This is a genomic window from Phaeobacter sp. BS52, assembly GCF_045040595.1.
GTDB classification, from domain to species: domain Bacteria; phylum Pseudomonadota; class Alphaproteobacteria; order Rhodobacterales; family Rhodobacteraceae; genus Phaeobacter; species Phaeobacter piscinae.
Genome location: NZ_CP090662.1, coordinates 2,864,441 through 2,889,449, shown reverse-complemented (window position 1 = coordinate 2,889,449; position 25,009 = coordinate 2,864,441). Strand labels below are relative to the sequence as shown.

Sequence of the window (25,009 nt, the reverse complement as noted above, 5' to 3'; positions counted from 1 at the left end):
GGCCCTTGGCTCAGCGATCTTCGCCGCGATAGACATTTGCTTGATAGTTTTCTGACAGTGTAATCTCGACGGCGTTGTCCTCCTTGTCGACGACCAGTCGGCCGGGGAAAAGTCGCTGGATCGAGAGCGCCTCGCGGTCGAAGGCCGCAGCAGTCTGGCGGGCTGAATTGAGGATGGACAGCACCGCCGGTGAGGTTGCAGCCACGAAATGCCCGGATTCCGCGGTATCGGCATAGGCCGTTGTATCGACCACTTCGATGGGCAGCTCAGACACGTCATCCAGTGATTTCAGATTGCCGAGCCGACCCCGGTTGTGGGTTCCACGCAGGCGCTGCGACAGGTTCAGCACATTGTCCTTGCGCGAGACCATTACGACAAATGGCTGCGGTACCGGATCGATCCTGCGCATCTGGCTGCGGAAGACTTCGACATCCAGATCCGGTGACATCAGGATCACCGCACCAAGGTTTTTGCTGCTCCAGCCGGGTGTCTTGATCTCCATTTGGCGCATGGTTTCCATCACCAGCTGCGATCCCATGGAATGTGCCACCAGAACCACGCGGTTGGACACACCGGGTTTCAGATTGCGTAGCAATTGTTCCAAGCCATCGCGTGCAAATAACACGCTGTCGCCGTCGTAGGCATAGCCCAGAGGATTGCCCTGACTGGGCCAGGAATAAATGATCGTGGCGCCGGGAATGTTAATGTCATTGGTTAGCTGTGCGGCCCGGAATGCAGTCTCGGCCTGGGTTGAGTTGAACCCATGCACAAACACCGTAATGTCGCGCTCCCCGACAGGATAGGCTGACAGTTCTTGAGCGATCCGACGGTTCAGCTCAGCCATCCCATCCAGCCGCTGCCGACCGGCCATGGTGAACTGGGTTTCGGGGTTGGGCTCGGCATAGGCAAAATCCAACTGCCCCGGCGAATGAGTGGGCGGGATGGATACTGTCAGTTCCAGCAGGCGCAGAGTATCAGATCGTTCCGGGCCAAAGGTGCCATTGGGCAGCGGCTCACGAGTGGTTGCGCCGAATATGGTTTTGGCTTTGCCAACCTCCAACGCGTCCGGAACGGTTGGTGTAAAGGACCTGTCGGTGCACCCAGTCGCAACAATCAACACAATGCAAAGACGGGAAAGGACTCGTGAAAAACGCATGTTTCGGACCACCAATTGACAATGGCGGCAGGCTACTGGGCGCCCACCGCCATGTCCACTGATTGCGCAGGTGCCCTAACGGCGATCAGAGCACATAACGGCTGACATCTGCGGATTTGGTCAGCTCACCCAGGTTTTTGCGGACAAATGCGGCATCCACGGTGACCGTTTCACCCGAGCGATCCGGCGCGCTGAAGGACAGTTCCTCGAACACACGTTCGATCACCGTATAAAGGCGCCGTGCGCCGATGTTCTCAACGGTCTGATTGACCTCAGCTGCAATCTTTGCCAGCGATGCGATCCCGTCATCCGTGAAACTGACAGTCACCTCCTCAGTACCCAGAAGAGCAGTATATTGCAGCGTCAGCGCATTGTCCGTCTCGGTGAGGATACGCACGAAATCCTCTTCGCTAAGCGCGCGCAGATTGACGCGGATCGGCAGGCGGCCCTGCAGTTCGGGCAGCAGATCTGACGGTTTGGCAATATGGAATGCACCCGAAGCGATAAACAGGATATGGTCGGTTTTAACCGGACCGTGCTTGGTCGACACTGTGGTGCCTTCAATCAGAGGCAGCAGATCGCGCTGCACCCCTTCGCGGCTGACGTCGCCGCCACGCGCGTCTTGGCGGGTGCAGACCTTATCGATTTCGTCGAGAAACACGATGCCATTCTGTTCAACAGATTCAAGCGCCGCCTTTGTCACGGTCTCATCGTCCAAGAGCTTGTCCGCTTCTTCGCCGATCAGCACATCATAGCTGTCAGCAACAGTCATCTTCTTGCGCGTGGTGCGTCCGCCCATCGCTTTCCCGAATAGATCGCCGAGGTTCATCATGCCCATGTTGCCACCCGGCTGGCCGGGGATTTCGAACATGCCCCCCATCGGGTTGGAGGTGTCAGAAACATCCAGTTCGATGATGGTATCATCCAACTCGTCGGCTTTCAGCTTCTTGCGGAACATATCGCGGGTGGCATCTCGGGCATCGGTGCCGGCGATGGCATCGATCACCCGTTCTTCAGCAGCCTGACGGGCCTTGGCCCTTACGTCATCGCGCATGTGTTCGCGCGTTTGGACTATGGCGATATCCACCAGATCCCGGATGATCTGTTCCACGTCGCGACCGACATAGCCGACCTCGGTGAATTTGGTGGCCTCCACCTTGATGAAGGGCGCGCGGGCCAGTTTTGCCAGTCGGCGAGAGATCTCGGTCTTGCCGACACCGGTGGGCCCGATCATCAGAATATTCTTGGGGTAGACTTCGTCGCGCAGGTCATCGCCCAGCTGTTTGCGGCGCCAACGGTTGCGTAGCGCCACGGCAACCGCGCGTTTGGCATCAGTCTGGCCGATAATGAAGCGATCAAGTTCTGAGACAATTTCGCGGGGGGTGAGGTCAGTCATGAGAGGTCCGTTTCAATGAGCGGGCGGCAGCCGGTCAAGCGGCAACACCCGTGAGAGAGGGGAAATCAGCAAGGCCCGGATCCGCGCCCAGAAGGCACCAAGGATCACCAGGAACAGGCCCAGCACAAGAATGGTTGTCGCGGCGCCGTCGCCGTCGAAGACTGTGGCCGCCAAAGTAACGCTGTAACCGATCGCAGCAATCAGAAATGACCGACGGTCAATGATGATGGCAACCAGCGCGAAGGCGAAGAGCACGGCCATCAGCGCCAGATTTGCGCTGGATGTGCCGCTGTCCAGCAGGCTGAGAGCGATGGTGTTGACCAAGGCGGGGGCGGCGACCACGTGCAGCCAGAAACCTTGCGCAGAGCGCCGGGTCACCCGGTGCGGATCGCTCAGATCAAACAGCATCGCCACCGCAAAGACGCCAGCGCCAACCAGCAGGGTTACCCAGGCAAAGGGGCCGGAGGCTGACAGCAGGAACAGATCACTCATGCCGGTCAGGCTGCCGGATTGGTTTGCAGCCAGCATCAGCGCCAGCGTGAACACGCCAAGCGCGATCAGCGCCATCGCAAAGGGAACGCGAAACCGCAGCCAGTAGATCGCAATTGAGATGGTGGTCAGCGCAACAGCCAGCGGCAGGCTGGAATAGTCGCCCTGCGCGACCATGAACACCTGCGAATATTCCGCCGAAAGTCCGACGCCGGCATTCAGGGTCCAAAGGATCGAAAGCGCAATCGCTGAGCGCGACCATACGACGACGGCGGATGAAATACTCACTCAGCACCCATAATACCACGGCCCCAACCAGGGAGGACATGGTCGCCTTTTGAACCAGACCACCCAACCCTTCGGCCATGGAAATGCCGGTGACGGCGGCCCATCCGGTGGCCAGAATGATCAAACCGATGACAATGAAGATCTCGTTGAACCCTTTGAACAGCTCAAAAGGTTCATCACCGGGAGCGAGATTTTCACGCGCGCCCCGTCGGCTATGTGCCAAGGCCATGAGAGAGGCCGCCTGGGCCTCGCTCAATAGACCTGAGCCAACCGCTGCGCGAATATCGTTTTGATCGATATGGCTCATGTCAGTCCTTTTGGCTGATGCTTTCAACTGTCAGACGACCGTTGGTATAGACGCAGATATCAGCGGCAATCGCCATGGCATCCCGGGCCACAGCCTCGGCGTTGCGGTCACTGTCCATCATGCCGCGTGCGGCCGCCAGCGCGAAGTTGCCGCCTGATCCGATGGCGGCAACATCATGTTCGGGTTCCAGCACATCGCTCGGCGCCGGTGATCACGAACATATCCGCCCCGTCGGTCACGATCAGCATGGCTTCCAGTTTTTGCAGGTATTTGTCGGTGCGCCAGTCCTTGGCCAGTTCAACACTGGCGCGGGCGAGCTGCCCCGGAGTGGCTTCCAGTTTCGCCTCCAGCCGTTCCAGCAGAGTGAAGGCATCGGCGGTGGAGCTAGGCAAACCCTGCCACGACATCAAATCCACCAGGCGACAGGCGGCGCACCTTGCGGGCAGAGCCCTTGATCACGGTTTGGCCCAGGGACACCTGCCCGTCGTCGAGCGATGACGACTTCGCCGTCTTTTTTCACGCCAATGATCGTGGTGCCGTGCCAGCCCGGAAATTGATCGTCTGCCATCATGTTCTCCTCGTTTCCAGGCCTATATGGGCACTGGCCATTTATACCTCAACCGGGTGCTATCCGGTGCGGGGGCCGGGGATCAAGTGAATAGCCACCTCCGGCGCCTTGCGCCGACCCATCTGACAAGCGCCTGTCGAGTGGACGACGACCGTTCGCCGACGATGGCTGAGAAGAGACTTGTGCCCGGTATGCGGGCAGGCTGCCTAAAAAACGTGCTATGCAAAAACTGCAATTCGGGGCTGTCGAACCGGCAATTGTGAGACTCGGCAGCCCACCCTACATGAGGCTCACAACCGACACGGTGTCGGCTGGTTCTCATAAGGAATGCGCAAATGGCTACCACAGCAAACATCCATGCGCCGATCGGTGCAGTGACCGTACTCCGCCTGGTGGACGCAGTCTTCAACGCCAAGTCTTCGATCCTGGCGTGGAAAGAAGCACGCGACACCCGCAACGCCCTGTCCGAGCTGACCGATACCCAGCTGGAAGACATCGGCCTGACACGCGCGGATATCGCAAAGATCTGAGGATAGGTTCCTCAGCACCAAGATGATTTGGCCGCTCCTTTCAGGGCGGCTTTTTCTTTTGTTAGAGCCTGTTTTTTTCGATCAGGTGCGCAATTGATAGCGCCCTGCCTGATCCGGTAACCAGGCTTCTACTGCAGCTGTGGCGACCACATGTTTGCCGCCGTCCGCAGGATCATCCACATTCAACCCGCCGAAAACCGCCCGCACAGTGGCGCGTCCACGTGGCAGATCGGCGGCGACCAGATCGCAGTCTACCTTGTCAGGTTCCTGAACACCGATTGTGACCTCAACCCGCATTTCGGTATGGTCTATACCCAGTTTCGCAAAAAGCGTGATCGAGGAGTGGTGCAGCGCATCCTGCACCGCGCGGCGGGCCGCCTTGGTGTAATCCTGCCCATAAAGATCGTTGCCGGTGCCCATTTCCAGAATAATGCGTTTTTCGGTCATTCTGTCGGCTCCATGTCAAATGAGACGATGATGGCTGCATTGGCGATCACCGTGTGGCCAATGCCGGGTTTGTCGATATCAAGGCCGCCCTTGGCCACATGAATCTCCGCTGTTCCATAGGGAAAGACCGCGCTGAGCGCGTCGCGGTCGATGGCGTCGGGGTTTTGCACGCCGATTTCAGCACGGATGCGCATGGCGGATTTTGGGAAATCGAACAGTTCGGCAACATTGACCGAGTTGTGCCAGAGCGCGTCCTTGATCGCCCGTTTTGCAGCCTCGGTATAGTCCTGTCGCCGCAGCGACGTCCCCATCCCGAACTCTACCAACACCCGCGTTTCAGCCATGATCCCTCCTCCAATTCTGTCGCTCTGAAGCCAGTTGTGAAAAAGGCGCCCCAATGGGACGCCTTCCGATATTTCTGATCGTCTGTCTGGCTCAGATCGACTCGTCGATCCAGCTTTGCAGCGCAGCCTTGGGCGCGGCACCAGAGCGGTTGGAGACAACCTCGCCGTTCTTGAAAATGAACAGCGCAGGAATGCCGCGTACACCCATGGCCGAAGCTGCGTTGGGGTTGCTGTCGACATCGACCTTGGCGATCTTGACCTTATCGCCGTATTCAGCCGCCAGCTCTTCCAGAGCGGGGCCAATCTGTTTGCAGGGACCGCACCATTCGGCCCAGAAATCCACCACGACGGGGACTTCGGAATTCTTCACTTCGGCATCGAAAGTGGCATCGGTTACGGCGACGGTGGACATTGGAATGTCTCCCTAAGAGTGTGGCAGTTCGGCTGTGAACCTATGAACGCCTTAACGGATCGTCAAGGTATCTGGCGGCGCTTAAGGGCGGATGACACAATATCGTGTGGCAGGTCCATCAACGTCGCGGTACGGGTCCAAAGCAGCGCAGTGTCAATCCGCCGATCAGGGTAGAGGGCTGCCAGCGCATGGGCATAGGCCCCCATTTGCCGCAACAGCCCCTCCGGACAGGCCTCCACGCTGGTGGGAACGGTGGCGTTCGATTTGAAATCAACCGCCTGAACCCGGTCCGGCGTCACGATCAGCCGGTCAATCACGCCGTGGATGCGACGGCCATCCAGATCTGCGGTTATCGCAACCTCCGCCAATGTGTCAGGAGCGAAGATCGTACCCAGGTCCGAATTGGTCAGAACACGTGTTGCCTCAGCCAGCAGATCTGCGGTGTCTTCATGTCCTGCGAGCAAAGCCTCCGCCAGTTGGGGCCAGCTATCCTGATCCGCCAGTGGCAGATGTTCCAGCAGGCTGTGCAGCCGACTGCCGCGTGCCTTGGCGATATCTTCGTCCTGTCCCAGATCCCCCGGCAAAGCCTTGGCCCCGCCCAATTCCGACGGGCTGAGTGTTGAGGTTGGTGGCTGATAGGGCGGTGGCAACTGTTTGAACACCTCCGGCAGTTGCGGCGTGGACGTGATCACTGGGGGATCTGCGTGAAACGGCAGCCCGTCCCAATCCCCATGCTGCAACCGCAGGCCCTCGCCATTGCCGGTCTCATAAGGGTTGGCACCGGCCTCTTGCAGCGCGCGCTCAACCATCTGGTACCAACTGTCCCCATCCTTGGACAGCTCACCCGCAGCGGCAACAATCAGCCATTTTTCTGCGCGTGTCAGCGCCACGTAGAGCAGCCGCAGACGTTCATTCCGTGCCTTCTCCTGCGCAGTCTCACGGGCGGCTTGCATCACATCGGGCATCTGGGCGCTGGGCAGTTTCCACATCGGCCCAGCCTCGGCGCGCATGATCTCATCATCGCGTGGAGGTTTGCGTTTTGCGGTATCAGGCAGGATCACAATCGGTGCTTCCAGGCCTTTTGACCCATGCACCGACATCACCCGGATCATATTTCCCGCCGCGCCCATCTGGCGTTTGATTTCCAGATCGTCGGCCTGCATCCAGACTAAGAACCCAGTGAGGCTGGGAATATCTGTGCGCTCATAGGCCAGTGCCTGACTGAGCAAAGCGTTAATGCCATCCTCCGCCTCCGGTCCCAACCGGCCAAGCAGGCGCTGACGTCCGCCGTGACGTGTCAGGATCCGCTCAATCAGGTCATAGGGACGCAGGAAATCGGTCTGACTGCGCAGGTCATCTATGATGGCCATCGTGTCAGGGTATTCCGCTGCGCGATCCCGCAGCGCGGTCCAGAGATAACTGCCGCCCTCGCGCCGGTGGGCCAGATCGAACAGGGTCTGTTCGTCCCAACCAAACAGCGGCGATTTCAGCGCTGCAGCCAGCGACAGGGAATCCTCAGGCGTGGCCAGAAAGGACAGCAGCGCCGCCAGATCCTTCACCGCCAGTTCCGCGCCGATCTTCAACCGGTCCGCGCCGGCGATAGGCAGTCTTGCAGCTTTGCAGGCGCGGATGATTTCCGAGAACAGCTCGGACCGGCGCTGCACGAGGATCAGAAAATCACCAGCCTGTACCGGGCGACGGCGGAAGCTGCCACGCTCGGGCCCATCCTCCGGCAGGGTAACCTTGCTGTCTATCATCTCCTTGATCGTGGTCGCGATCCGGTCAGCCAGAATGACAGTGTGATGGCGCGCGCCGGGGCGATCCACCGGATCGGTCCAGTCACGCTCTTCTTCGGAGTCAACTTTGTCCACGACAGGCCAGAGATCGACCCGTCCCGGCAATTCCGATTTAAAGGCGCGGTGTAGGGCATCGCGGTGAAACCCGGCGCCGGGGCTATCCTTGAACACAAGATCAACCAGCCCAAGGATCGCCGCGGAGGACCGGAACGAGAATTCCAGCGCCGCGTTCTGTAGCGCACTGCCGGTTTCCGCCAGCCGGTCGGCGAATTCGGCCTGCATCCTGTCAAAGGCGTCCGGATCTGCCCCCTGAAAGGAATAGATCGACTGTTTCTTATCGCCGACGACAAAAATCGTACGTTCGACCTCGGATCGCGCGCCCTCTCCGGCGGTAAACTCCTGCGCCAGCTTCTCAACCACATCCCATTGCACCGGGCTGGTATCCTGCGCCTCATCCACCAGTATGTGATCAATGCCGCCGTCCAGCCGGTAGAGAACCCAAGCAGCCACCGCCGGATCATTCAGCAGCTGACGTGCCTTCAGGATCAAGTCGTCAAAGTCGAGCCAGCCACGCAGCTGTTTACGGCGATCGTATTCCGGCAGGAATGCGGCGGCGAAGTCATGCAGGATCAGCGATTTCTCAACTGCGGCCAACGCGAGGCGCTGGGCGCGGGCCGCCTCTACCCGTCGCATCAGTGGTTCCAGCTGATCCATCAGCGCGACATTGCTTTCCCGCAGTTTCTTGGTGGGAAAGGCATTGATTTTGGCGGTAAAAGGCGCCTTGGCAGAGGCCCCGGTCAGAAACACCGATTCAAGAACGGGTAAATCCGCAAGCGTCGGATCGGTGATTTTGCGCAGCTTCGCAGCGGCTTTGGCATCGGTGCTGCCACCCTGTTCCAACATGGTACAGGTGCGCGTCAGCAGGTCCCCCTCGCCGCCCAGATAGACGCTTTGCTCCAACATTTTGGCATCGAAGTCCGTCGGAAGATCGAACAACCTGCGCAATCCGGCGCGGTCCAGTGGCACCTCAAAATCGGAGCGGCGCTGACAGATTGCGGCGGTCAGCGTCTCAAAATCGCTATCGGTCACCTGCCGGGCCAGTCTGGCGATCAGACCGGCCTCCTCCGGGTTTTCGCTGTTTGCGATGGCTTCTACCACCTCGCCCCGCAGCAACACTGCGGCGCGGTCGTCCATTTCGGAAAACTGTGGGCTGACGCCAGCCTCTAGTGGGAACCGGCGCAGCAGCGAGGCGCAAAAGGAATGGATGGTCTGGATTTTCAAGCCACCGGGCGTCTCAATCGCACGCGCAAACAGGGTGCGGGCTTGCGCCATGCCCTCGGCCGAGATCACATCATGGGCGCCCAGATCTGTCAGTGCAGAAGTGAGCGCATCGTCGCCCAGCATGGCCCATTCGCCGAGCCGTTTGAACAGGCGGTTCTGCATCTCGCTGGCAGCGGCCTTGGTGTAGGTCAGGCACAGGATGTGTTGCGGCTGGACCCCACGCAGCAACAGACGGGCCACGCGATCTGTCAGCACCTTGGTCTTGCCAGAGCCGAGCATTTGCGGCCAGCCAGGTTGAGGCATCGGGGCGCGCGGCGCGAAACTGCGCCTCTGAGGCGGCGTCGCGGGCGGTCATGTCAAAAGCTCCGATGCCGGTTGATCGCTTCGGTCCCATTCTCCGTAGCGTGCCAGATGATCGTAATCGCCCGTCTGGGTGTCCTGAAACACCATGCGACGGCTGCTATACCCTTGATCTGGCTCGAAATAGGCTGAAATCAGCTTGGTCAATTCTTCCCAAACCTTACCCGGCGGCTCATCCATGAGCGGGGCTGCGACCTCTTTCAGCGGGCTTTTGAGGCCAAGGAACAGCGCCCGTTCCACCCTGCCCTCGCCATAGCGCTCAAACGCACCGCGTTCGGCCATGGCGGCCTCGATCAGCAGTTGTTTTTCAAAGGTTTTCTGTTGGCTTTCAGTTGGCGGATCGCCGGTTTTGTAGTCAAACAAATGCAGGCCGCCGCGTTCATCCACATCAATTCGATCGGCGGTGCCTGCAATCTCAAAATCAAGCGGCGCAACGCGCACGGCACCGGAGACTTCAAAACCAGTCGGGCGCGCGGTTGCCTGCCGTTGGCGCTCTCCATTGATGAAGTCATCTGAAATGCGTTCAAGCCGGGCCAGCCAGAGGCTGCGTGCTATGGGCCATGGAACCTTTGCCTCCAGATGGGCTGCCGCTGTCGCAAGGAAATCCTGCGCTGTCAGTTTACTGGGGTCAGCGACGGTTGCCTTGATAAAATCCTCCAGGATCTTGTGGAGCACGATGCCGCGCAGCAAGGCGTCGGGTTCCTGTACAAGCGGATAAAGCGGACGCAGCTTCAACACATGTTTGGCGTAAATCGCATAAGGATCGCGGATCAAACGTGGGATTTCTGTGATCGTCAGGCGGCGGGGGCGCGCGGCGATGGGGGGCCGAGGTGCCGGTCGTTTGGCGGGGGGCAGAGAGATAGGTGCCTCCAACACCTCCGCCCAGCCCAACCATTCCTGACCACGGGTCCGCATATCTGTCAGCGCTTCAGGGCCGCCCTGCCCCGGCAAGCCGGACAGAAGGTTGGTCATCCGGTTGAGCCAGCGTGATGGCACTGTATCTGCTTCATCCGACCGTTCGGAGCGGGTCAACCAGACTTCGGGTGCGGCGATGGCTTGTTGGAAATCATGCGCCGACAGCCCGATGCGACGTTCCGGCAACAACAACCCCGCCTGATGGCGCAGTTGTCGGTTCAGCCAGGGATCGGGTGCAGCAGCTTCCGGCCAGCTGCCTTCGTTCAGGCCGCCAAGGATCACCAGATCGGCCCCCTGCACGCGCGCCTCAAGCGTTCCCCAGATCAGGATGGAGCCATAGGGCGCATCGCGGTCCCGCACCTCACCCTGTGACAGCAGCGCGCGCAGAAGATCGGCAAAATCGCGGGCGGTCATCTCACCGCCATAGCCAGCCTCCGCCTGAAGGTTATTCATGATTTCCAGTGCTTTGCGCCCAGCCTTCTTGTCCCACAGGCCACCCTCAGCGGCCTCCTGACTGCCACGGCTGATTGCTTCGGCGAGGTTCCTGAGGGCATCAACCCATTGTGACAGGGGCCGCGTGCCACGGATGGGTTTGTCGGCAAAACACTGCGTCAGCCAGGCGGTCCACCCGGGCATCAGCTCCCGCCCAATTTCAAACGCGGCAAAACTGTCGGCATCCGGAAAGGGGGGCCGTAGCGGCGCAGCCGCAGCTCCAACTCGCGGGTGTGGCGCAGGTGATCACCGCGCCCTGCCCCATCATGACAAAGCGGATGTTTCAGCAGCGTCAACAGCGTATCGCAGGCCAGCGGCTTGCAGAACAGTTCCGCGATGTGGCGCAGAAACCGGCCCGGAGGTGACAGTTGCAGTGGTTGACCGGCGGAATCGTCCGGCAGAATATCCCAGCGATCCAGCGCGGCCGCCACCTGGCGGGTCAGCATACGATCGGGTGTGATCAGCGCGGCTGTCTGTCCATCCTCGGCAGCCTTGCGCAGTCGCAGGGCAATGGTCAGCGCCTCGGCGCGGGGATTGGGGGCCTCCACCAAGGTCACATCGGCGGTGGCCTGATCGATATCGCGCAGCTCCGGCCCTTCGCGCATCCAGGCATCCGTAACAGGCGCCGGGCGCAGCGCCAGAGAGACCAGCCGATTGCGCGCCGTGGAGGCTGGTAGTGCATCGACCCATGGACGCACCTGTTCCGGGGTCATGTCTAGATCGCGCATGATCTTGAAAAACCGATATTGCGGGTGGTCTTCTGACATCAGCGGATCATCTAGATGTTCCCAGACGTGGCCCGGCTGCTGGTCATCGAAACCGGGTAGGATCACCGCGCCTTGCGGCAGGCGCGCAATTGCCTCCATCAGCATCAGCGTGGTGCCACGCGATCCGGTGGAGCTTAGCCAGGATGACCGGGTGTTGCGGTGGGCAGTCCTGCCACTCTTCGATCAGATCAAGCACAACCTGTCGCTGACGGGCCTGTGCATCCATTGCGTGTTCGTGGGTCTCGGCAAAGTCGTCGGCGATGGCGATGAACTGCTGCGCGCGCGCCCAATGGCCGGACATGTCGGAGACATCCAACGAGCGGATCGTCTCCGGGCTGACGCCTTCGCCCTGCATTTCATCAAACAATGCTGCGAGACTATCTGAGAGATCATAGAGGGAGGACCGGGCGGCCAGATCTGGCTGTGCTTCCAGTAATTTGGCAATCAGCTGTGAGAGCTCCAGCCGTCGCCGCAATGGCGGCAGGGCTGGCGGCAGACCCCGTAAGGTGGCGCGCATGTCGAGATCACTCAGCAGCGAGATCCGCGGCAAAAGCAGAGCTGGCCCTTGATCAAACAGATCCCGCACCCGGCGTGCCATGCGGGAGGTGTTGACGATCAGTTCGACCTTGGCCAGGGCTTCTGGCGGCGTGTTCCGACTGCGGGCAACCAGCCCGTCGACCAGAGCGCGTGGGAAATCGACGCCGCAGGGAACGGCAAAAAGGCGTGGCGTGTCTTGCGGCTCAAATCTCATCTTGGGCTATCAGGTCCTCAGCCAGGGGGATCCCTTCGGGGGTGCCGACATCGCACCAATGGCCGGGATATTCCAGCGCAAACAGGCGTCCTTTGGCAGCCATCAAATCCCACAGGGTGTTCAGCGAAAACACGGTCTCGTTGACTTCGTCCAGCCTGTTGGTCCGCAGCAACTGAACACCGCCATAGACAAGGTCGCCGCCGCGATGCAGTCGCCCGTCTTCGTCCGTGTGGAAATCACCACCGCCGCTGCGTCCGACAGTTCGGCTGATGGGAATACAGGTCAGCAGCGCATCCATGCGCGCAGGGTCCCACGCGTCGCGCAACAGGCAAAGCGGGTTCGGCCCGCGCCAGACCACATCGGGGTTCACGGTATAGACCGGTCCCGATTGCGTTCCGAGCAGCGGCAGCGCATGTCGCAGCCCACCACCGGTGTCGAGGATCTGAGGATCCTCACGGCTGATCGCCACCTCGCTGTTTGCAAGATGGTCAGCCAGAACGTCACTCTTATAGTGGCTGTTGGCCACGATCACCGGCGGTGTGACCTCTCGCGCCAGATCCAGCGCATGGTCGATCAGGGGGCGACCGGCGACCGGGATCATCGGTTTGGGCTGGTGTTTGGTCAGGTGCCGCATCCGGGTGCCAAATCCGGCAGCGAAGATCATAACGGGATAAGCGATCTCTGCCATCAGCCGCGCAACCGGTCCAGTACATCGGGGGTGGGCGCAGGCATTTCCTGATGCAGGAATTCCGCCAGTGGTGCCATCGCCGGGTGATCCAACCCGCGGTGAAAATGGTCCCAGACCCGGGGGATCAGATCGACGTAATGCGGTTTGCCATAGTCACGTCCGAGGCGGGCAAAAACGCCCAAGATACGCATGTTGCGCTGCACGCCCAGCACGGTGTAGGCGGCGCGAAAGCTGCCCTCATCGACACCGGTTGCAGCGATATACCGTTCCATCATCTGCATTTCGATCACCGCAGGGACATCGCGGCGGGCGTCCTGTAGCAGTGACACAAGATCGTAGGCGCGATGACCGGCGCGCGCGGCCTGAAAATCCAGCAGACCGACCTGTGCAACGCCGCTGCGCTCCGGCAACCAGATCAGATTTTCGGCGTGGTAATCGCGTTGAACCAGCACCACGTCGCCTTTGATCGTGCGGCGTAGAATATCCTCGAACTGATCAGTGAAGCGGGCGGCATGTTCCGGTGAGGCCTCCTCACGTATCACATCGCGGTATTTGGCAAAGGCGAGGCTGGAGAGTTCCGCCATCAACCGTGGTCCGAGCGGTTCCAGTTCCGGCATCGGGGCCTCATGCAACGCGACCAGCACATCGGTCGCCGCCTGATATAGTGGACGCTCCTGCGCCGGGGTGTCGCGCATCACGCGCGCAAACAACGCGTCTCCCAGATCTTCGATGATCAGGAGGCCATTGTCATGATCCTCGGCCAGAATTTCCGGCGCACTCAGACCCTGCTCCCGCAGGTAGGTCGCAATCGCGACAAATGGGGCGACGTCCTCTCCCTGATCCGGTGGTGCGTCCATCAGCACCACCGTGGCGCCATTTGCATCGCGAAGCCGCTCATAGCGCCGGTTGGAGGCGTCCCCAGCGAGCGGCACGCGGGTCCAGCTGTGCCATGGGGTATCGGTGAGGAAGGTGGCAATGAGGTTCTGTCGGTCGGTCATGCGGCAATCTGCTTCATCAGGGGCTCCCAACGCGCATCACTCCAGCGCAGCGTAGCGGTACGGGCGTCGTTTTCTTCCGGATCCAAGGCCAGCGATATATGCAAAGCGGCAGCTGGCGTCAGTTCGGCCAGCCGATCCGGCCATTCGATCAGACATATGGCGGTCTCAAAGGCGGAGATCAGGCCAAGTTCCTCAATCTCATCCAGCGACGACAGGCGATAGAGATCGGCATGCCACAATTGGCCAGTTGGCAGATCATAGGTCTGAACAAGGGTGAATGTCGGTGAGGGAACATCCTCAGGCACCGTCATCTGCGACTGGATCAGGCTGCGGGCAAAATGCGTTTTGCTTAGCGCCGATGATGCCCGACAGAAGCAGACAGTCACCATTGCTCAGTTCTGCGCCCAAACGGGTGGCCAGATCGGCAGTCGCTTCGGGCGAGGGCAGGGGGATTACGAGGGTCTTCTGGATTGTCATGGCGCGACAATGCCGCCCTGCGCGCGGCGCTGCAAGCTGGATCGAAAAAGCCCGGCATCGAACCGGGCAATCTCTTTGATTTCAGACAATGAGGGCTGTTCTATTTGCCTTGTTTGGTAATCGCAAACCGTTGCTGATCAACCGGGGCGGGGGCTGGCTCCGGGGAGCGGAAGCTGACCATGGTTGCCCCGTTCTGAATGGCGCTGACTTTGCAGACCAGAGGCGTGCCACTGCGCAGCTGTACATCGGCCCACCAGGCTGTGCGATTCTCGCTGCTTAAGCAACAAAATCCCGGATCTCGCCCCAGGCAGGCGTTGCAGCACACATGTCCTGCCAGACGCGGCTGGAGTCCATGATGGTGATCTTGGCAAAGCTGCCGTCGGGATCCATCTGCCAGAGATGATGATAGGCCGCATTGGAGAAGGTCATCGTGCCATCATTGGCAAAAACCGCGATGGCTTCGTCCATCTGATCCATGATCGACTGACCCATTTCCAACTCCGAGCGGAACTGTCGGGTCAGGGTGATCTCGGCGGTGATATCCTCAAACAGGAAGGCGATGGCCCCATCGGGGTGCGGGCGACCAGAAACAGAATAGACCGATCCTGATGGCAGCGACCATGTTTCCTGATAGCGCCCCTCAGCCGCTGCTTCCAGCAGATCAGCCATCTGGTGACGCCAGCTGGAATAGTTTTTTGGTTCCGGCATCATGCGCTGATCGCGCAGCCGGTCGAAGAAGGTCAGCAGATTTGGGCGCGAGCTGAGGAAGTTGGCGGGCAGGGCGGTCAGATCAATCAGCACGGGGTTGAACAGAACCAGCTGGCGATTGCGGTCAAAGATCGCAAGACCAATGGACAGTTGGGCAAAGGTTTTTGCCAGTGTCTGCACAAAGTTGCGCTGGGCGATCTCGGCGTCAACAACCGCGTTTACATCGACCGCATGACAGAGCCAGCCAGACTCGGTTTCGGTGGTCGAGATATTGTACCAGAGTTTTTTCTTGCTCTCGGGCAGCGGGATCGAGATCCGCTCAGGCTTGCCGCTGGCCATCGGGTCATCGAGATCAGTGAACAAAGGTTCGGAGAAATCGACATTGCGACCACGGATCTTCTGGCTGAGATCATCATAGGCGAGGTTGGACCAGGTGACGGCACCGTCATCGGATTGCAACCAAACCGGATAGGGCGCCTGATGCACGGCGGAGCGCAGGGTGGTCAGCTCTTGGTCGATGCTGTGATTGTGCTCTTCGGATGAGGTGCTGCGCAGCTGCACGCGGGTCACACCGTCGATCCATTCGCAAAGCGCTTCGCGGCTTTCGGCGTTGGCTGTGCCAGAGAGCACAAGCGGGCCGACATCCTTCAGGAAGCCGGGGGACTGCGGCAAGCCGGGATAACTGCGGGCCAGTTGTTCGCGCAGGTTCGCCCAGCTGAAGGTTTCGGCCTGTTCACCAATGAAACGGCGCGCGCCGGAGGACCAGCCGATCAGCGTTGTATCATCAAAGAGAAACACGGCGTCAGACCGTCCATCCCCCTGCAGCAGGTCCTGCTCAAACCCCTTGGGTTTGGGGTTTGGAGACAGCCACCAGACAGCGGTCGCTGCCGTTGCCGCACAAAGCGTCGCCAATACAAGCCAGTCGGTCGATAAGATCTGCTGCATGATGTCCGTTACCCACAAGTGTTTCGCTCTTGCCCCCGATGTTTCCTGATAATGGTTAAATGAAGTTTAATTGGTTGCCTAAAAGTGAATAGTTAAATTTCTATACGTTTATTTTCTCCGATGGGAACGGCATTTTCGCCCGTCAGAGCGTCAATTTTGCTCCGGGGCCAACTGACCTGCACCAATGCGCCGCGCCGCGCCGGATCACGGGTCATCGTCTGATTTGGATCTGAGCCGTTTGCAAAGGTCAGCTGAGCGCCGCTGCGCTCCAGCAGAGTTTTGGCAATGAACAATCCCAGACCCATACCTTCATACTCCGGCCGCTGGCGCCGGTCGCTGTCGCTGCGTCTGCGGCGCACGAAGGGATCGCCAATTCGGCCCAGCAGGTGCGACGGGTATCCGCGCCCGTCATCGCAGATGCGCAGTGTGATCGTCTCATCATTCCAACTGGCATCAATCCAGACAGTTGACCGGGCGAAATCCACGGCGTTCTGAACCAGATTGCGCAGCCCATGAATGATCTCTGGCTGGCGCAGGATAGTCGGGTGCTGCGGATCGCCATCGCTTTCGGGGGCCTCTTCGAACTGGATGGTCTTGCCGCGATACATATGGGGCTCAGCCGCCTCGTTGATCACGGTGGAGAGGGGGGCCTGACGCAGATGCAGGTCGTCCTTGCCAGCGCGGCCCATACTGCGCAGGATATCGCGGCAGCGGTCTGCCTGCTCGCGGATCAACGCAGCGTCTTCGCGCAGATCCGGTCGGTCATCCAGCTCATCAATCAGCTCTGCACTGGCCAGTTTGATTGTGGCCAGTGGCGTGCCCAGCTCATGCGCTGCGGCAGCAACCACACCGCCAAGATCGGTGAGCTTTTGTTCGCGGGACAAGGCCATCTGGGTTGCGGCCAACGCATCAGACATCGACCGGATCTCGGCGCTGATGCGATAGGAATAGGCGCCGATGAACAGTACCGCGATCACAATGGCGGTCCAGTTGCCGAAGACAAAGATGTCCGGCACCCGCAGCACAAAACCTTGCGGTGTGCGCAATGGCAGATGAAATTCTGCCAGCAGTGTCACCAGAATGATCGCGGTTGCCCCAATGATCAGCGTAGAGCGGAGCCGCATCATCGAGGCTGAAATGGTCACAGGGCCCAATACCAGAAGCGCGAAGGGATTGTTCAGCCCGCCGGTCAGATACAGCAGGAAGTTCAGCTGTAAGAGATCAAACAGAACCATCAGAAAGTTCTCGAACTCCGACAGGCGTTTGTTCTGAGGAAACAGGATAATGGCGATCAGGTTGCCGAGTACGGACACACCGATAGCGATATAGCACAGCACCAGTTCCAGCTGCAGGTTATACAGCTGCTGGGCCACGGTGATCGCTGAAACCTGACCAACAATCGCCACCCAGCGTAGTAGGATCAAGGTGCGTAGGCGGATCCAGTGGCTGCGTTCCTGACCGCTCAGCAGATCGATATTTGTCGCGCTCATCTCGCACTCCATGGCGAAAAGGGGGGCATTGTTGGTCTTGTTGGAATCTGCTTGCATACAGGCCGGTCCCTAGCAAGGTGAAACCGAAAACGACGAAGCAGAACCGTCGCGGTAGTCTCGCACTCCTGGCGCTCACAGACAATTGATCAGCAGATTTATAGGCCCTTCTTTGGCGTGAAACCCTGTGTATTAACCCCGGCTGCGCTGTTTTGTCCGTCTGGTCATTGGGGGGTGGCCTGCGATAGGTCCGACCCCGCGCAGAATCGCCATGATCCGGTCTGGTTGATGCGCGGCGGTTGCGTCGCTCCGCCCGTTGCATCGCCTGAAATTCTTGGTAGGTCTGGCGCAACCTGTCGACAAATCTATTCCTTGCGCAAAGTGTGATCTCATGACCCGTCTCTACGCTATCCTTGCTGCTGTTGTTGTTGCTGCCCTGGTGGGCGGCGCCTGGTTTGCCACACGAGGTGGCGGCGCGGGCGATGACTTCGCGCAATGCCGCGCCAGTCAGATCGCTGGCGGCTCGGATACCATTGGCGGCCCGTTTGAGCTGTTGAACGCCAAGGGTGAAACCGTGACTGAGAAGGATGTGATCGCCAAGCCGTCGCTGGTCTACTTCGGCTATACCTTCTGCCCTGACGTCTGCCCGCTGGATGTTGCACGCAATGCGGAGGCCATCGATCTGCTGGATGAACGCGGGCAGGATGTGACGCCGGTGTTCATCTCCATCGACCCGGATCGCGATACGCCTGAAGTGGTCGGCGACTTCGCGGCCAATCTGCATGAGCGTATGATCGGGCTCACCGGATCGCATGAGCAGGTCAAGGCCGCCAGCCGTGCCTACAAGACCTACTACAAGAAACAGGATGGTGATGAAGACTACTATCTTGTTGATCATTCGACCTTTTCCTATCTGGTCTTGCCAGAGCAGGGGTTTGTCGAATTCTTCCGCCGCGATGAGACGCCAGAGCAGGTTGCCGATAAGGTCGGTTGCTTCCTGGAAAATCTGTAACCTGGATGAAGGTTTGACGTTTCCGGGGTGAGACGTAATATCAAGCCTCACGACCTGACGACATTGCGGGGGACCGACAGTATGGGCGAAGCTGCTATGCAGGAGATAGGACCAGACAAGACACTCTTGTTGGTCGATGATGACGAGCCCTTTCTGCGGCGCCTGGCCAAAGCTATGGAAAAACGGGGTTTTGAGGTTGAAACCGCTGGCTCCGTCGCGGCAGGCAGTGCGATTGCCACAGCGCGCCCACCCGCCTTTGCGGTGGTGGATCTCAGGCTTGAAGATGGCAACGGGCTGGATGTGGTTGAGATCCTGCGGGAACGCCGCCCGGATAGTCGTGTGGTTGTACTGACCGGCTACGGGGCGATTGCGACCGCCGTCGCGGCAGTGAAGATTGGTGCAACTGACTACCTGTCAAAACCTGCGGACGCGTCGGACATCATGAATGCGCTGCTCGCCAATGAGGAAGAGCTGCCGCCCCCGCCGGAAAACCCGATGAGCGCGGATCGTGTCCGTTGGGAGCATATTCAGCGGGTCTACGAGCTTTGTGATCGCAACGTTTCCGAGACCGCACGGCGGCTCAATATGCATCGGCGCACGTTGCAGCGTATTCTCGCCAAGCGCAGCCCCAAATAACATCAAAGCCTCTCCTGATCAGGAGAGGCTTTTTTCTTGGGATCAGAGCTGCGCCAGAAGATTGGCATGACGGGTCACGTAATCCCTACGCACCTCAACCGGCGGCCGCAGGCGGATCGAAAGCCCCTCAAGCAGGGTTTGATCCGGTTTGCCAAACAGGCGGTCTGCTTCGCTACGGGAAAATCCGGCAATTTCGACCGCTTCCATCCAGGCGCTGATCCGGTCTGCCTTTTTGATCTGTGCTTTAACTGTTTTGGGCAGGGCCGCAGGCAGGCCAAAGCGGATGTGAATCGCAGCCGTCAGCCTCTGATCGAGTTCGCCATAGCTGGGGCCGACTGCGTTTTTCACGGGTGAGATCATGTCGCCGATGACATATTCCGGGGCATCATGCAGCAGTGCGGCCAAGTGCCAGCGCACCGGAGCCTTGGGGTTGAGGCGACCATAGATCGTCTCAACCAACAGCGAATGCTCTGCGACGGAATACGCAAAATCACCGATGGTCTGACCATTCCAGCGCGCCACGAAGGCCAGACCGTGGGCGATGTCCTCAATCTCGACATCAACTGGCGTTGGGTCAAGCAGGTCCAGCCGACGTCCGGAAAGCATCCGTTGCCAGGCGCGCGGAGGTTTGGGGGGCATGGTCTGTCCCTTCTTGTTGACGGTGCCCTCTGACTAGCCGCTGGGGGAAGGTCGCGCAATTGCTTGCGGTGCAGTGGGCGGTGATCAACGGTGCGGTTTCTCAGAAAATGGGGTTGGTCGCCTCAGCCCGATCACGTGGATCACCACAAACAGTTGACCGCCTGGCATTTGATAACGCCATGCCATGACCCCATATTTATAGGTACGACAGGGGCTCTTGCTCCCTTGGCAAGCCTCTTTCGTCGCTGAGACGCACACGAAAGGAGATTGCCATGTTTAAACGTCTAGCCTGTACCTCGCTTGTCTTTGGAATGCTCGCGACCGCACCACCTGCGCTGGCGTCGGGGTGTAGTCCGCGCGATCATCTTGTGGATCGCCTGCAATCCTCCTACGCGGAACGTCTGACCGCTGGCGGGCTACAAGCCAGCCAGCCAGTATCCACCGTGATTGAATTCTGGGCTTCTGCGACAACCGGCACCTTCACGGTGCTGGTTTCCCATCCCAACGGGCTCAGCTGTGTTGTGGCCTCCGGTACGGGGTTTTTCCAAGTGACGGATGACCCCGAACCGCAAGGCACACCCAGCTGACCTGTCCCCCCGGACCGTTGGGAAGGCCGGGGCGCATGACCGCTGGTCACCGCGCCCCGGCGCTCTTGGGGCATCTTCGTTGCTTATAAACCATTGCGGTGTTACCTGCTGCGGTAGACAAAATGTAACCGGAATGGAGCACGCAATGCCCGGGGATTATATCGTCAAGGACATCGCGCTGGCCGAGTTTGGCCGCAAGGAACTCGATATCGCTGAGACAGAAATGCCGGGGCTGATGGCCCTGCGTGACGAATACGGCGACAGCAAGCCGCTGAAAGGGTCCCGGATCGTCGGGTCGCTTCACATGACCATTCAGACCGCAGTTCTGATCGAAACGCTGGTGGCGCTGGGCGCCGATGTGCGCTGGGCCTCCTGCAACATCTTCTCGACACAGGATCACGCCGCAGCCGCCATCGCCGCTGGTGGCACGCCCGTGTTTGCGATCAAGGGTCAGACCCTTGTTGAACATTGGGATTATCTGGATCGCTCATTCCAGTTCCCCGAAGGTGCCAACCTCATTCTGGACGATGGTGGTGATGCCACCCTCTATGTGCTGCTGGGTGCGCGCGTTGAGGCGGGTGAAACGGATCTGATCGAAATTCCCACCTCGGAAGAGGAAGAGGCGATCTTTAACCAGATTAAGAAGCGCATGGCCGAAAGCCCGGGCTGGTTCACCAAGACCCGCGACGCGATCAAAGGCGTTTCTGAGGAAACCACAACTGGTGTCCATCGCCTGTATGAATTGGTGAAAGAGGGGCAACTGCCCTTCCCAGCGATCAACGTGAACGATTCGGTCACCAAGTCGAAGTTTGATAACAAATACGGCTGTAAGGAATCTCTGGTCGACGGGATCCGCCGCGCCACCGATACGATGATGGCTGGCAAGGTGGCAGTGGTTTGCGGTTATGGCGATGTGGGCAAAGGCTCCGCCGCGTCGCTGCGTGGTGCTGGCGCCCGCGTCAAGGTTACCGAAGTCGACCCGATTTGTGCCCTGCAAGCGGCCATGGATGGTTTTGAGGTGGTACTGCTGGAGGATGTTGTCGACAGCGCCGATATCTTCATCACCACGACTGGCAACAAAGACGTCATCCGGATCGAGCATATGCGCGAGATGAAGGATATGGCGATTGTTGGCAACATTGGCCATTTCGACAATGAGATCCAAGTTGCCAATCTGAAGAACCACAAGTGGACGAACATTAAAGAGCAGGTCGACATGATCGAGATGCCCTCGGGCAACCGTCTGATCCTGCTCTCCGAAGGTCGCCTGTTGAACCTTGGCAACGCAACCGGGCACCCGTCGTTTGTGATGTCGGCCTCTTTCACCAACCAGGTTCTGGCCCAGATTGAGCTGTGGACCCGTGGTGAGACCTACAAAAACGATGTCTACATTCTGCCCAAGCATCTGGACGAGAAAGTCGCCCGCCTGCATCTGGAGCGGATCGGTGTAAAACTGTCGAAACTGGCGCCTGAACAAGCCGCCTATATCGGCGTCACACCGGAAGGCCCGTTCAAGCCTGAGCACTACCGGTATTGATCATCAGTCACCCTGTGCAACTGCGCAGTCGAGTGAGCAAAGCAACACCCCGCCATTGGCGGGGTGTTTTCGGTTATGTGACTGTATTTTAATTGCCTTTTGGCTGGATTGATCTAACGCGCGCTGCGGACGCGCAACGCAATCCTGCACGCAGAAGTTCCAAAAATTTAGGGACGAAATTCCGCGGAAATCTTGGAACGTCTGCAAGGTTGGTGACGTTTGGTTGGCGTACTTCAAGCGAAGGAGAAAACGACATGACCGAACTGAAAACCAAAACCCGTATTCTGGCTGGTGTTACTGCTGCTGCGTTGATGGCGGGCGCAGGGATCGCACAGGCGGGCACTTCCGTCCCGCGCGGTGAAAGCAAGTCGGACACCGAGATCGAGACTGTTGGCGGTCAAGACACCACCAGCGGCGCGTCGCTTGACACCACCGAGGGCACGACCATCCCGCGTGGTGAATATAAAATCGACAGCGGCGTGGAGACCGTGAACGACGAAATGCCTGCGGATGGCGATGTAAACGTCAATGCAAGTTCTGACGCTTCCACCACCATCCCACGCGGCGAATACGACAGCTCGGACGCGGCGGGTGAACCACTGCCGCCCCTGGATGAGATGACCGTCGCCGATCTGGTTGGGAAAAACGTATTTTCTGCCACTGGTAAGGACGTCGGTGAAATCGATTATGTGATCGAGCAGGATGGCAAAATCGCAGGTGTCATCGGTGTTGGCGGCTTTCTTGGTATGAACGAATATACTGTCGCCGTGCCGCTGTCCGATATGGATTTCACCCGCAATGGTCAGCTGAAGCTGAGCACCCGCACCGAAGCGGCGTTGCGTTCCATGCCGGAGATCGACGAAGACATGATCAAGCCGCTGCAGGATGATCGCCTGATCGGTAACAGGGTCTAATGACGCTCTGATCTTTTGATCTGGCACCTGATTACGGTGCCTGCTGAAGCAACTGGCGCCCCTCTTGTGGGGGGCGCCTTTTTGCATTTGGTAGCGGGTAATCCAGGGCGTGTTCGCAGAAATGAGAGGTGGTCGCAGAAATTCCCAGTTGCCCTGTTCCGATCTGCGGCTAAGCTGTTGGAATAAGAACCGATCAGGCGCTAGGCCTGACGATAACAATAGTTCCGTTGAGTAACATGGGAGAGAGAGTTTTGGGAAAACGCGACGATCTGATCGAGCAATATGCAAATGATCTGAAAACCAAATGCGGCATGGATCCGGACATGGATCTGCTCACAAAGGTCACCATCGGCTGTGGTCCGGCTATCTACGATGCCGATGCATCGACCGTGGCCTCTAGTCAGCTGCAGCGGAATTGGAAACCGTCAAAAACAACTTCCTGATCAAAAAGCTGGGACTGTCTGATGGGCCTGAGCTGATGTCCGCGATTGACAGCGTGATTGAAACCTACGGTAAATCAGAGCGGAACAAATATCGTGCCGTCGTCTATTATATGCTGACCAAGCACTTCGGAAAAGAATCCGTCTACGGCTGATCAATCAGCCGAACGGTCGATCGAAAAAGCCCGTCGGACGGATCCGGCGGGCTTTTTTCGTCGTTGCCATCTTGCCTCTGAAACACTGGAGGCACGTCTGTGATCCAGTGGGCTTCGCAGGACGCTGCAACGCCAAGAAGACAGTCTCAGGTTGTACATGTGTTGCATTTTACCTGTATTGCCTTTGCGGAATCACCGGTGACCGGACTATCGTCTAAAGATCGGTCAGGATGGCCAGGATCACAGATTTACGAACACGTGTGGTGGAATTGGAGCACGTGGGGTGAAAGGGAAGATCCTGGCATATGCTCGGATCTTCCCTTTTTTATTGCACGGCTGCTGGCCACGGATCTTAGAATAGCGTCAGGACCAGACCGATGGCGCCACAGGCAAGCGTCGCGTAGCCACCGTCGATCATCGAGAGACGCAATGGGCGAACGGCGTAGAGGTTGTTGATCATGATCCACGGCGTAATGAAAAACAATCCGATGCCCAGACCGCTGACCAGACCGCCGCCAACCGTATCGATACCCGAGAGCGCAAAGACATGGCGCATCATACCGGCCACGACAATCTGCAGACCAAACGTCGCGGCGAACACTGCTGGTGTCTGCCCGCCCGTAGGCTTGCCAGCCTCATCACGCGGCACTTTCGCCGCCTGCATCCAGGGTTCGGCAAGCAGGCCATACCAGACTGCGCCTAGAACAAAGCCAGCGATAGCCGCGGCGACAACATTCAGAATTTCCATTGATCTCTCCCTGAAACCAGCATCAGTGAGAGAATTTTGTCAGATCAATTAGGATCTGTCTTCCCCAACGCGCAGATATGGGCCCATTCCTCTGCGGTGACAGGCTGTACTGACAGCCGGGAGTTCTTCACCAGAACCATATTCTCAAGACGGGAGTCCCCCTTGATATGATCAAGCGTCACTGGCACAGCAAAGCTGCGCACCGCTTTGATATCAACGCATTCCCAGCGGGGATCATCTGTGGTGCTGTCCGGATGAATCTCAGCGCAGATTTCAACAATCCCGACCACGGATTTTTCCTTCATCGAATGATAGAAAAACCCGCGATCGCCAAGCTTCATCTCACGCATGAAATTGCGCGCCTGATAGTTGCGCACGCCGTCCCATTCCTCACCCGTCTCGCCCTTGGCTTGCTGGTCAGCCCAGCTCCAGGTGGAGGGCTCGGATTTGAACAGCCAATACGCCATCAGCCGACGACTTTCTTCCAGGTGATCAGCTCAACCGCCTCAAACAGACCTGCCTTCGCGTAGGGGTCGTTGTCGGCCCAGGCCTGACCGGCGGCCATGTCTTCGACATCAAGGATGATCAGCGAGCCAACCATACCACCATCCTGGTCCAGCAGGGGACCGGCCTGCGCCACAACACCGGTTTCCTCAATATACGCGAGATGCGCCGCCCGGTTGTCCATCCGGGTCTGCAAATGATCGGGTTTATCGCGCGCGATCAGGGCAATCAGCAT

The 25,009-nt window shown here is 58.9% G+C and carries 18 protein-coding genes and 7 pseudogenes; 7 read left to right on the top strand and 18 right to left on the bottom strand.

Annotated elements, in window-relative coordinates:
* Positions 1-10 precede the first annotated feature (10 nt).
* The 4 genes and pseudogenes from L0Z65_RS13900 to hslV form a co-directional block, all read right to left on the bottom strand.
* Complete coding sequence (locus L0Z65_RS13900) at positions 11-1,156, bottom strand: alpha/beta hydrolase (RefSeq protein WP_405108491.1); 1,146 nt, start codon at positions 1,154-1,156, stop codon at positions 11-13.
* An 85-nt stretch (positions 1,157-1,241) separates the two neighbouring features.
* On the bottom strand, positions 1,242-2,552 hold the full coding sequence (gene hslU / locus L0Z65_RS13895) for an ATP-dependent protease ATPase subunit HslU (protein WP_405108488.1): 1,311 nt from the start codon (positions 2,550-2,552) through the stop codon (positions 1,242-1,244).
* A 12-nt stretch (positions 2,553-2,564) separates the two neighbouring features.
* Positions 2,565-3,636: pseudogene (locus L0Z65_RS13890) on the bottom strand (hypothetical protein).
* Position 3,637: 1 nt separating this feature from the next.
* Positions 3,638-4,204: pseudogene (gene hslV / locus L0Z65_RS13885) on the bottom strand (ATP-dependent protease subunit HslV).
* A gap of 335 nt (positions 4,205-4,539) precedes the next feature.
* Here hslV and L0Z65_RS13880 point away from each other — a divergent pair.
* Positions 4,540-4,734, top strand: coding sequence for a DUF1127 domain-containing protein (locus L0Z65_RS13880; RefSeq protein WP_024098903.1), 195 nt, complete (start codon positions 4,540-4,542; stop codon positions 4,732-4,734).
* Positions 4,735-4,815: 81 nt separating this feature from the next.
* Here L0Z65_RS13880 and L0Z65_RS13875 read toward each other — a convergent pair whose 3' ends face one another.
* The 10 genes and pseudogenes from L0Z65_RS13875 to regB form a co-directional block, all read right to left on the bottom strand.
* Positions 4,816-5,181, bottom strand: coding sequence for a Lin0512 family protein (locus L0Z65_RS13875; protein ID WP_014881548.1), 366 nt, complete (start codon positions 5,179-5,181; stop codon positions 4,816-4,818).
* Positions 5,178-5,525: a Lin0512 family protein gene (locus tag L0Z65_RS13870; protein ID WP_096872981.1), complete on the bottom strand. Its 348-nt coding sequence runs from the start codon at positions 5,523-5,525 to the stop codon at positions 5,178-5,180. The genes L0Z65_RS13875 and L0Z65_RS13870 overlap by 4 nt, the downstream gene beginning before the upstream one ends.
* Positions 5,526-5,616: 91 nt before the next feature.
* Positions 5,617-5,937: a thioredoxin gene (trxA, locus tag L0Z65_RS13865; RefSeq protein WP_014876414.1), complete on the bottom strand. Its 321-nt coding sequence runs from the start codon at positions 5,935-5,937 to the stop codon at positions 5,617-5,619.
* A 62-nt stretch (positions 5,938-5,999) separates the two neighbouring features.
* Positions 6,000-9,369 (bottom strand): annotated as a pseudogene (addA, locus tag L0Z65_RS13860) (double-strand break repair helicase AddA).
* Positions 9,366-12,299 (bottom strand): annotated as a pseudogene (gene addB / locus L0Z65_RS13855) (double-strand break repair protein AddB). Before addB ends, addA begins: the two co-directional pseudogenes overlap by 4 nt.
* Positions 12,289-12,963: a nucleotidyltransferase family protein gene (locus tag L0Z65_RS13850; RefSeq protein WP_405112565.1), complete on the bottom strand. Its 675-nt coding sequence runs from the start codon at positions 12,961-12,963 to the stop codon at positions 12,289-12,291. The pseudogene addB and the gene L0Z65_RS13850 overlap by 11 nt, the downstream one beginning before the upstream one ends.
* A gap of 23 nt (positions 12,964-12,986) precedes the next feature.
* Positions 12,987-13,985, bottom strand: coding sequence for an aminoglycoside phosphotransferase family protein (locus L0Z65_RS13845; RefSeq protein ID WP_096872984.1), 999 nt, complete (start codon positions 13,983-13,985; stop codon positions 12,987-12,989).
* Positions 13,982-14,462 (bottom strand): annotated as a pseudogene (gene tsaE / locus L0Z65_RS13840) (tRNA (adenosine(37)-N6)-threonylcarbamoyltransferase complex ATPase subunit type 1 TsaE). Before tsaE ends, L0Z65_RS13845 begins: the two are co-directional and overlap by 4 nt.
* Before the next feature lie 100 nt (positions 14,463-14,562).
* Positions 14,563-16,115, bottom strand: a pseudogene (locus tag L0Z65_RS13835) (PAS-domain containing protein).
* Positions 16,116-16,207: 92 nt separating this feature from the next.
* Positions 16,208-17,605 (bottom strand): sensor histidine kinase RegB, encoded by a 1,398-nt coding sequence (regB, locus tag L0Z65_RS13830; RefSeq protein ID WP_405108482.1) that lies wholly within the window; start codon positions 17,603-17,605, stop codon positions 16,208-16,210.
* A gap of 388 nt (positions 17,606-17,993) precedes the next feature.
* Between regB and L0Z65_RS13825 the strand changes: the two genes are divergently transcribed.
* On the top strand, positions 17,994-18,614 hold the full coding sequence (locus L0Z65_RS13825; RefSeq protein ID WP_102898079.1) for an SCO family protein: 621 nt from the start codon (positions 17,994-17,996) through the stop codon (positions 18,612-18,614).
* 81 nt (positions 18,615-18,695) lie between these two features.
* Complete coding sequence (locus L0Z65_RS13820) at positions 18,696-19,250, top strand: ActR/PrrA/RegA family redox response regulator transcription factor (protein WP_014876423.1); 555 nt, start codon at positions 18,696-18,698, stop codon at positions 19,248-19,250.
* A 42-nt stretch (positions 19,251-19,292) separates the two neighbouring features.
* On the opposite strand, the gene L0Z65_RS13815 is transcribed toward L0Z65_RS13820, so the two are convergent.
* Positions 19,293-19,889 carry an HD family hydrolase gene (locus L0Z65_RS13815; protein WP_096872987.1) on the bottom strand — a complete coding sequence of 199 codons (597 nt, stop codon included), beginning with the start codon at positions 19,887-19,889 and terminating at the stop codon, positions 19,293-19,295.
* 272 nt (positions 19,890-20,161) lie between these two features.
* Here L0Z65_RS13815 and L0Z65_RS13810 point away from each other — a divergent pair, with 272 nt between their 5' ends.
* The 4 genes and pseudogenes from L0Z65_RS13810 (at position 20,162) to L0Z65_RS13795 (ending at position 23,522) form a co-directional block, all read left to right on the top strand.
* A complete protein-coding gene (locus L0Z65_RS13810; RefSeq protein ID WP_096869706.1) occupies positions 20,162-20,476 on the top strand; it encodes a hypothetical protein in 315 nt (104 codons plus the stop codon).
* 145 nt (positions 20,477-20,621) lie between these two features.
* On the top strand, positions 20,622-22,013 hold the full coding sequence (gene ahcY / locus L0Z65_RS13805; protein ID WP_040179021.1) for an adenosylhomocysteinase: 1,392 nt from the start codon (positions 20,622-20,624) through the stop codon (positions 22,011-22,013).
* Positions 22,014-22,267: 254 nt separating this feature from the next.
* Positions 22,268-22,927: a PRC-barrel domain-containing protein gene (locus tag L0Z65_RS13800; RefSeq protein WP_405108476.1), complete on the top strand. Its 660-nt coding sequence runs from the start codon at positions 22,268-22,270 to the stop codon at positions 22,925-22,927.
* Positions 22,928-23,178: 251 nt separating this feature from the next.
* Positions 23,179-23,522: pseudogene (locus L0Z65_RS13795) on the top strand (DUF2853 family protein).
* Between the two features lie 352 nt (positions 23,523-23,874).
* Here L0Z65_RS13795 and L0Z65_RS13790 read toward each other — a convergent pair.
* Genes L0Z65_RS13790 through L0Z65_RS13780 form a run of 3 tightly spaced genes read right to left on the bottom strand, consistent with a single transcriptional unit; the run spans position 23,875 to position 25,009 of the window.
* Positions 23,875-24,270 (bottom strand): DUF1761 domain-containing protein, encoded by a 396-nt coding sequence (locus L0Z65_RS13790; protein WP_014881562.1) that lies wholly within the window; start codon positions 24,268-24,270, stop codon positions 23,875-23,877.
* 44 nt (positions 24,271-24,314) lie between these two features.
* Positions 24,315-24,737, bottom strand: a complete 423-nt coding sequence (locus L0Z65_RS13785) for an EVE domain-containing protein (protein ID WP_405108473.1) — start codon at positions 24,735-24,737, stop codon at positions 24,315-24,317.
* Complete coding sequence (locus tag L0Z65_RS13780; protein WP_096872989.1) at positions 24,737-25,009, bottom strand: YciI family protein; 273 nt, start codon at positions 25,007-25,009, stop codon at positions 24,737-24,739. Before L0Z65_RS13780 ends, L0Z65_RS13785 begins: the two co-directional genes overlap by 1 nt.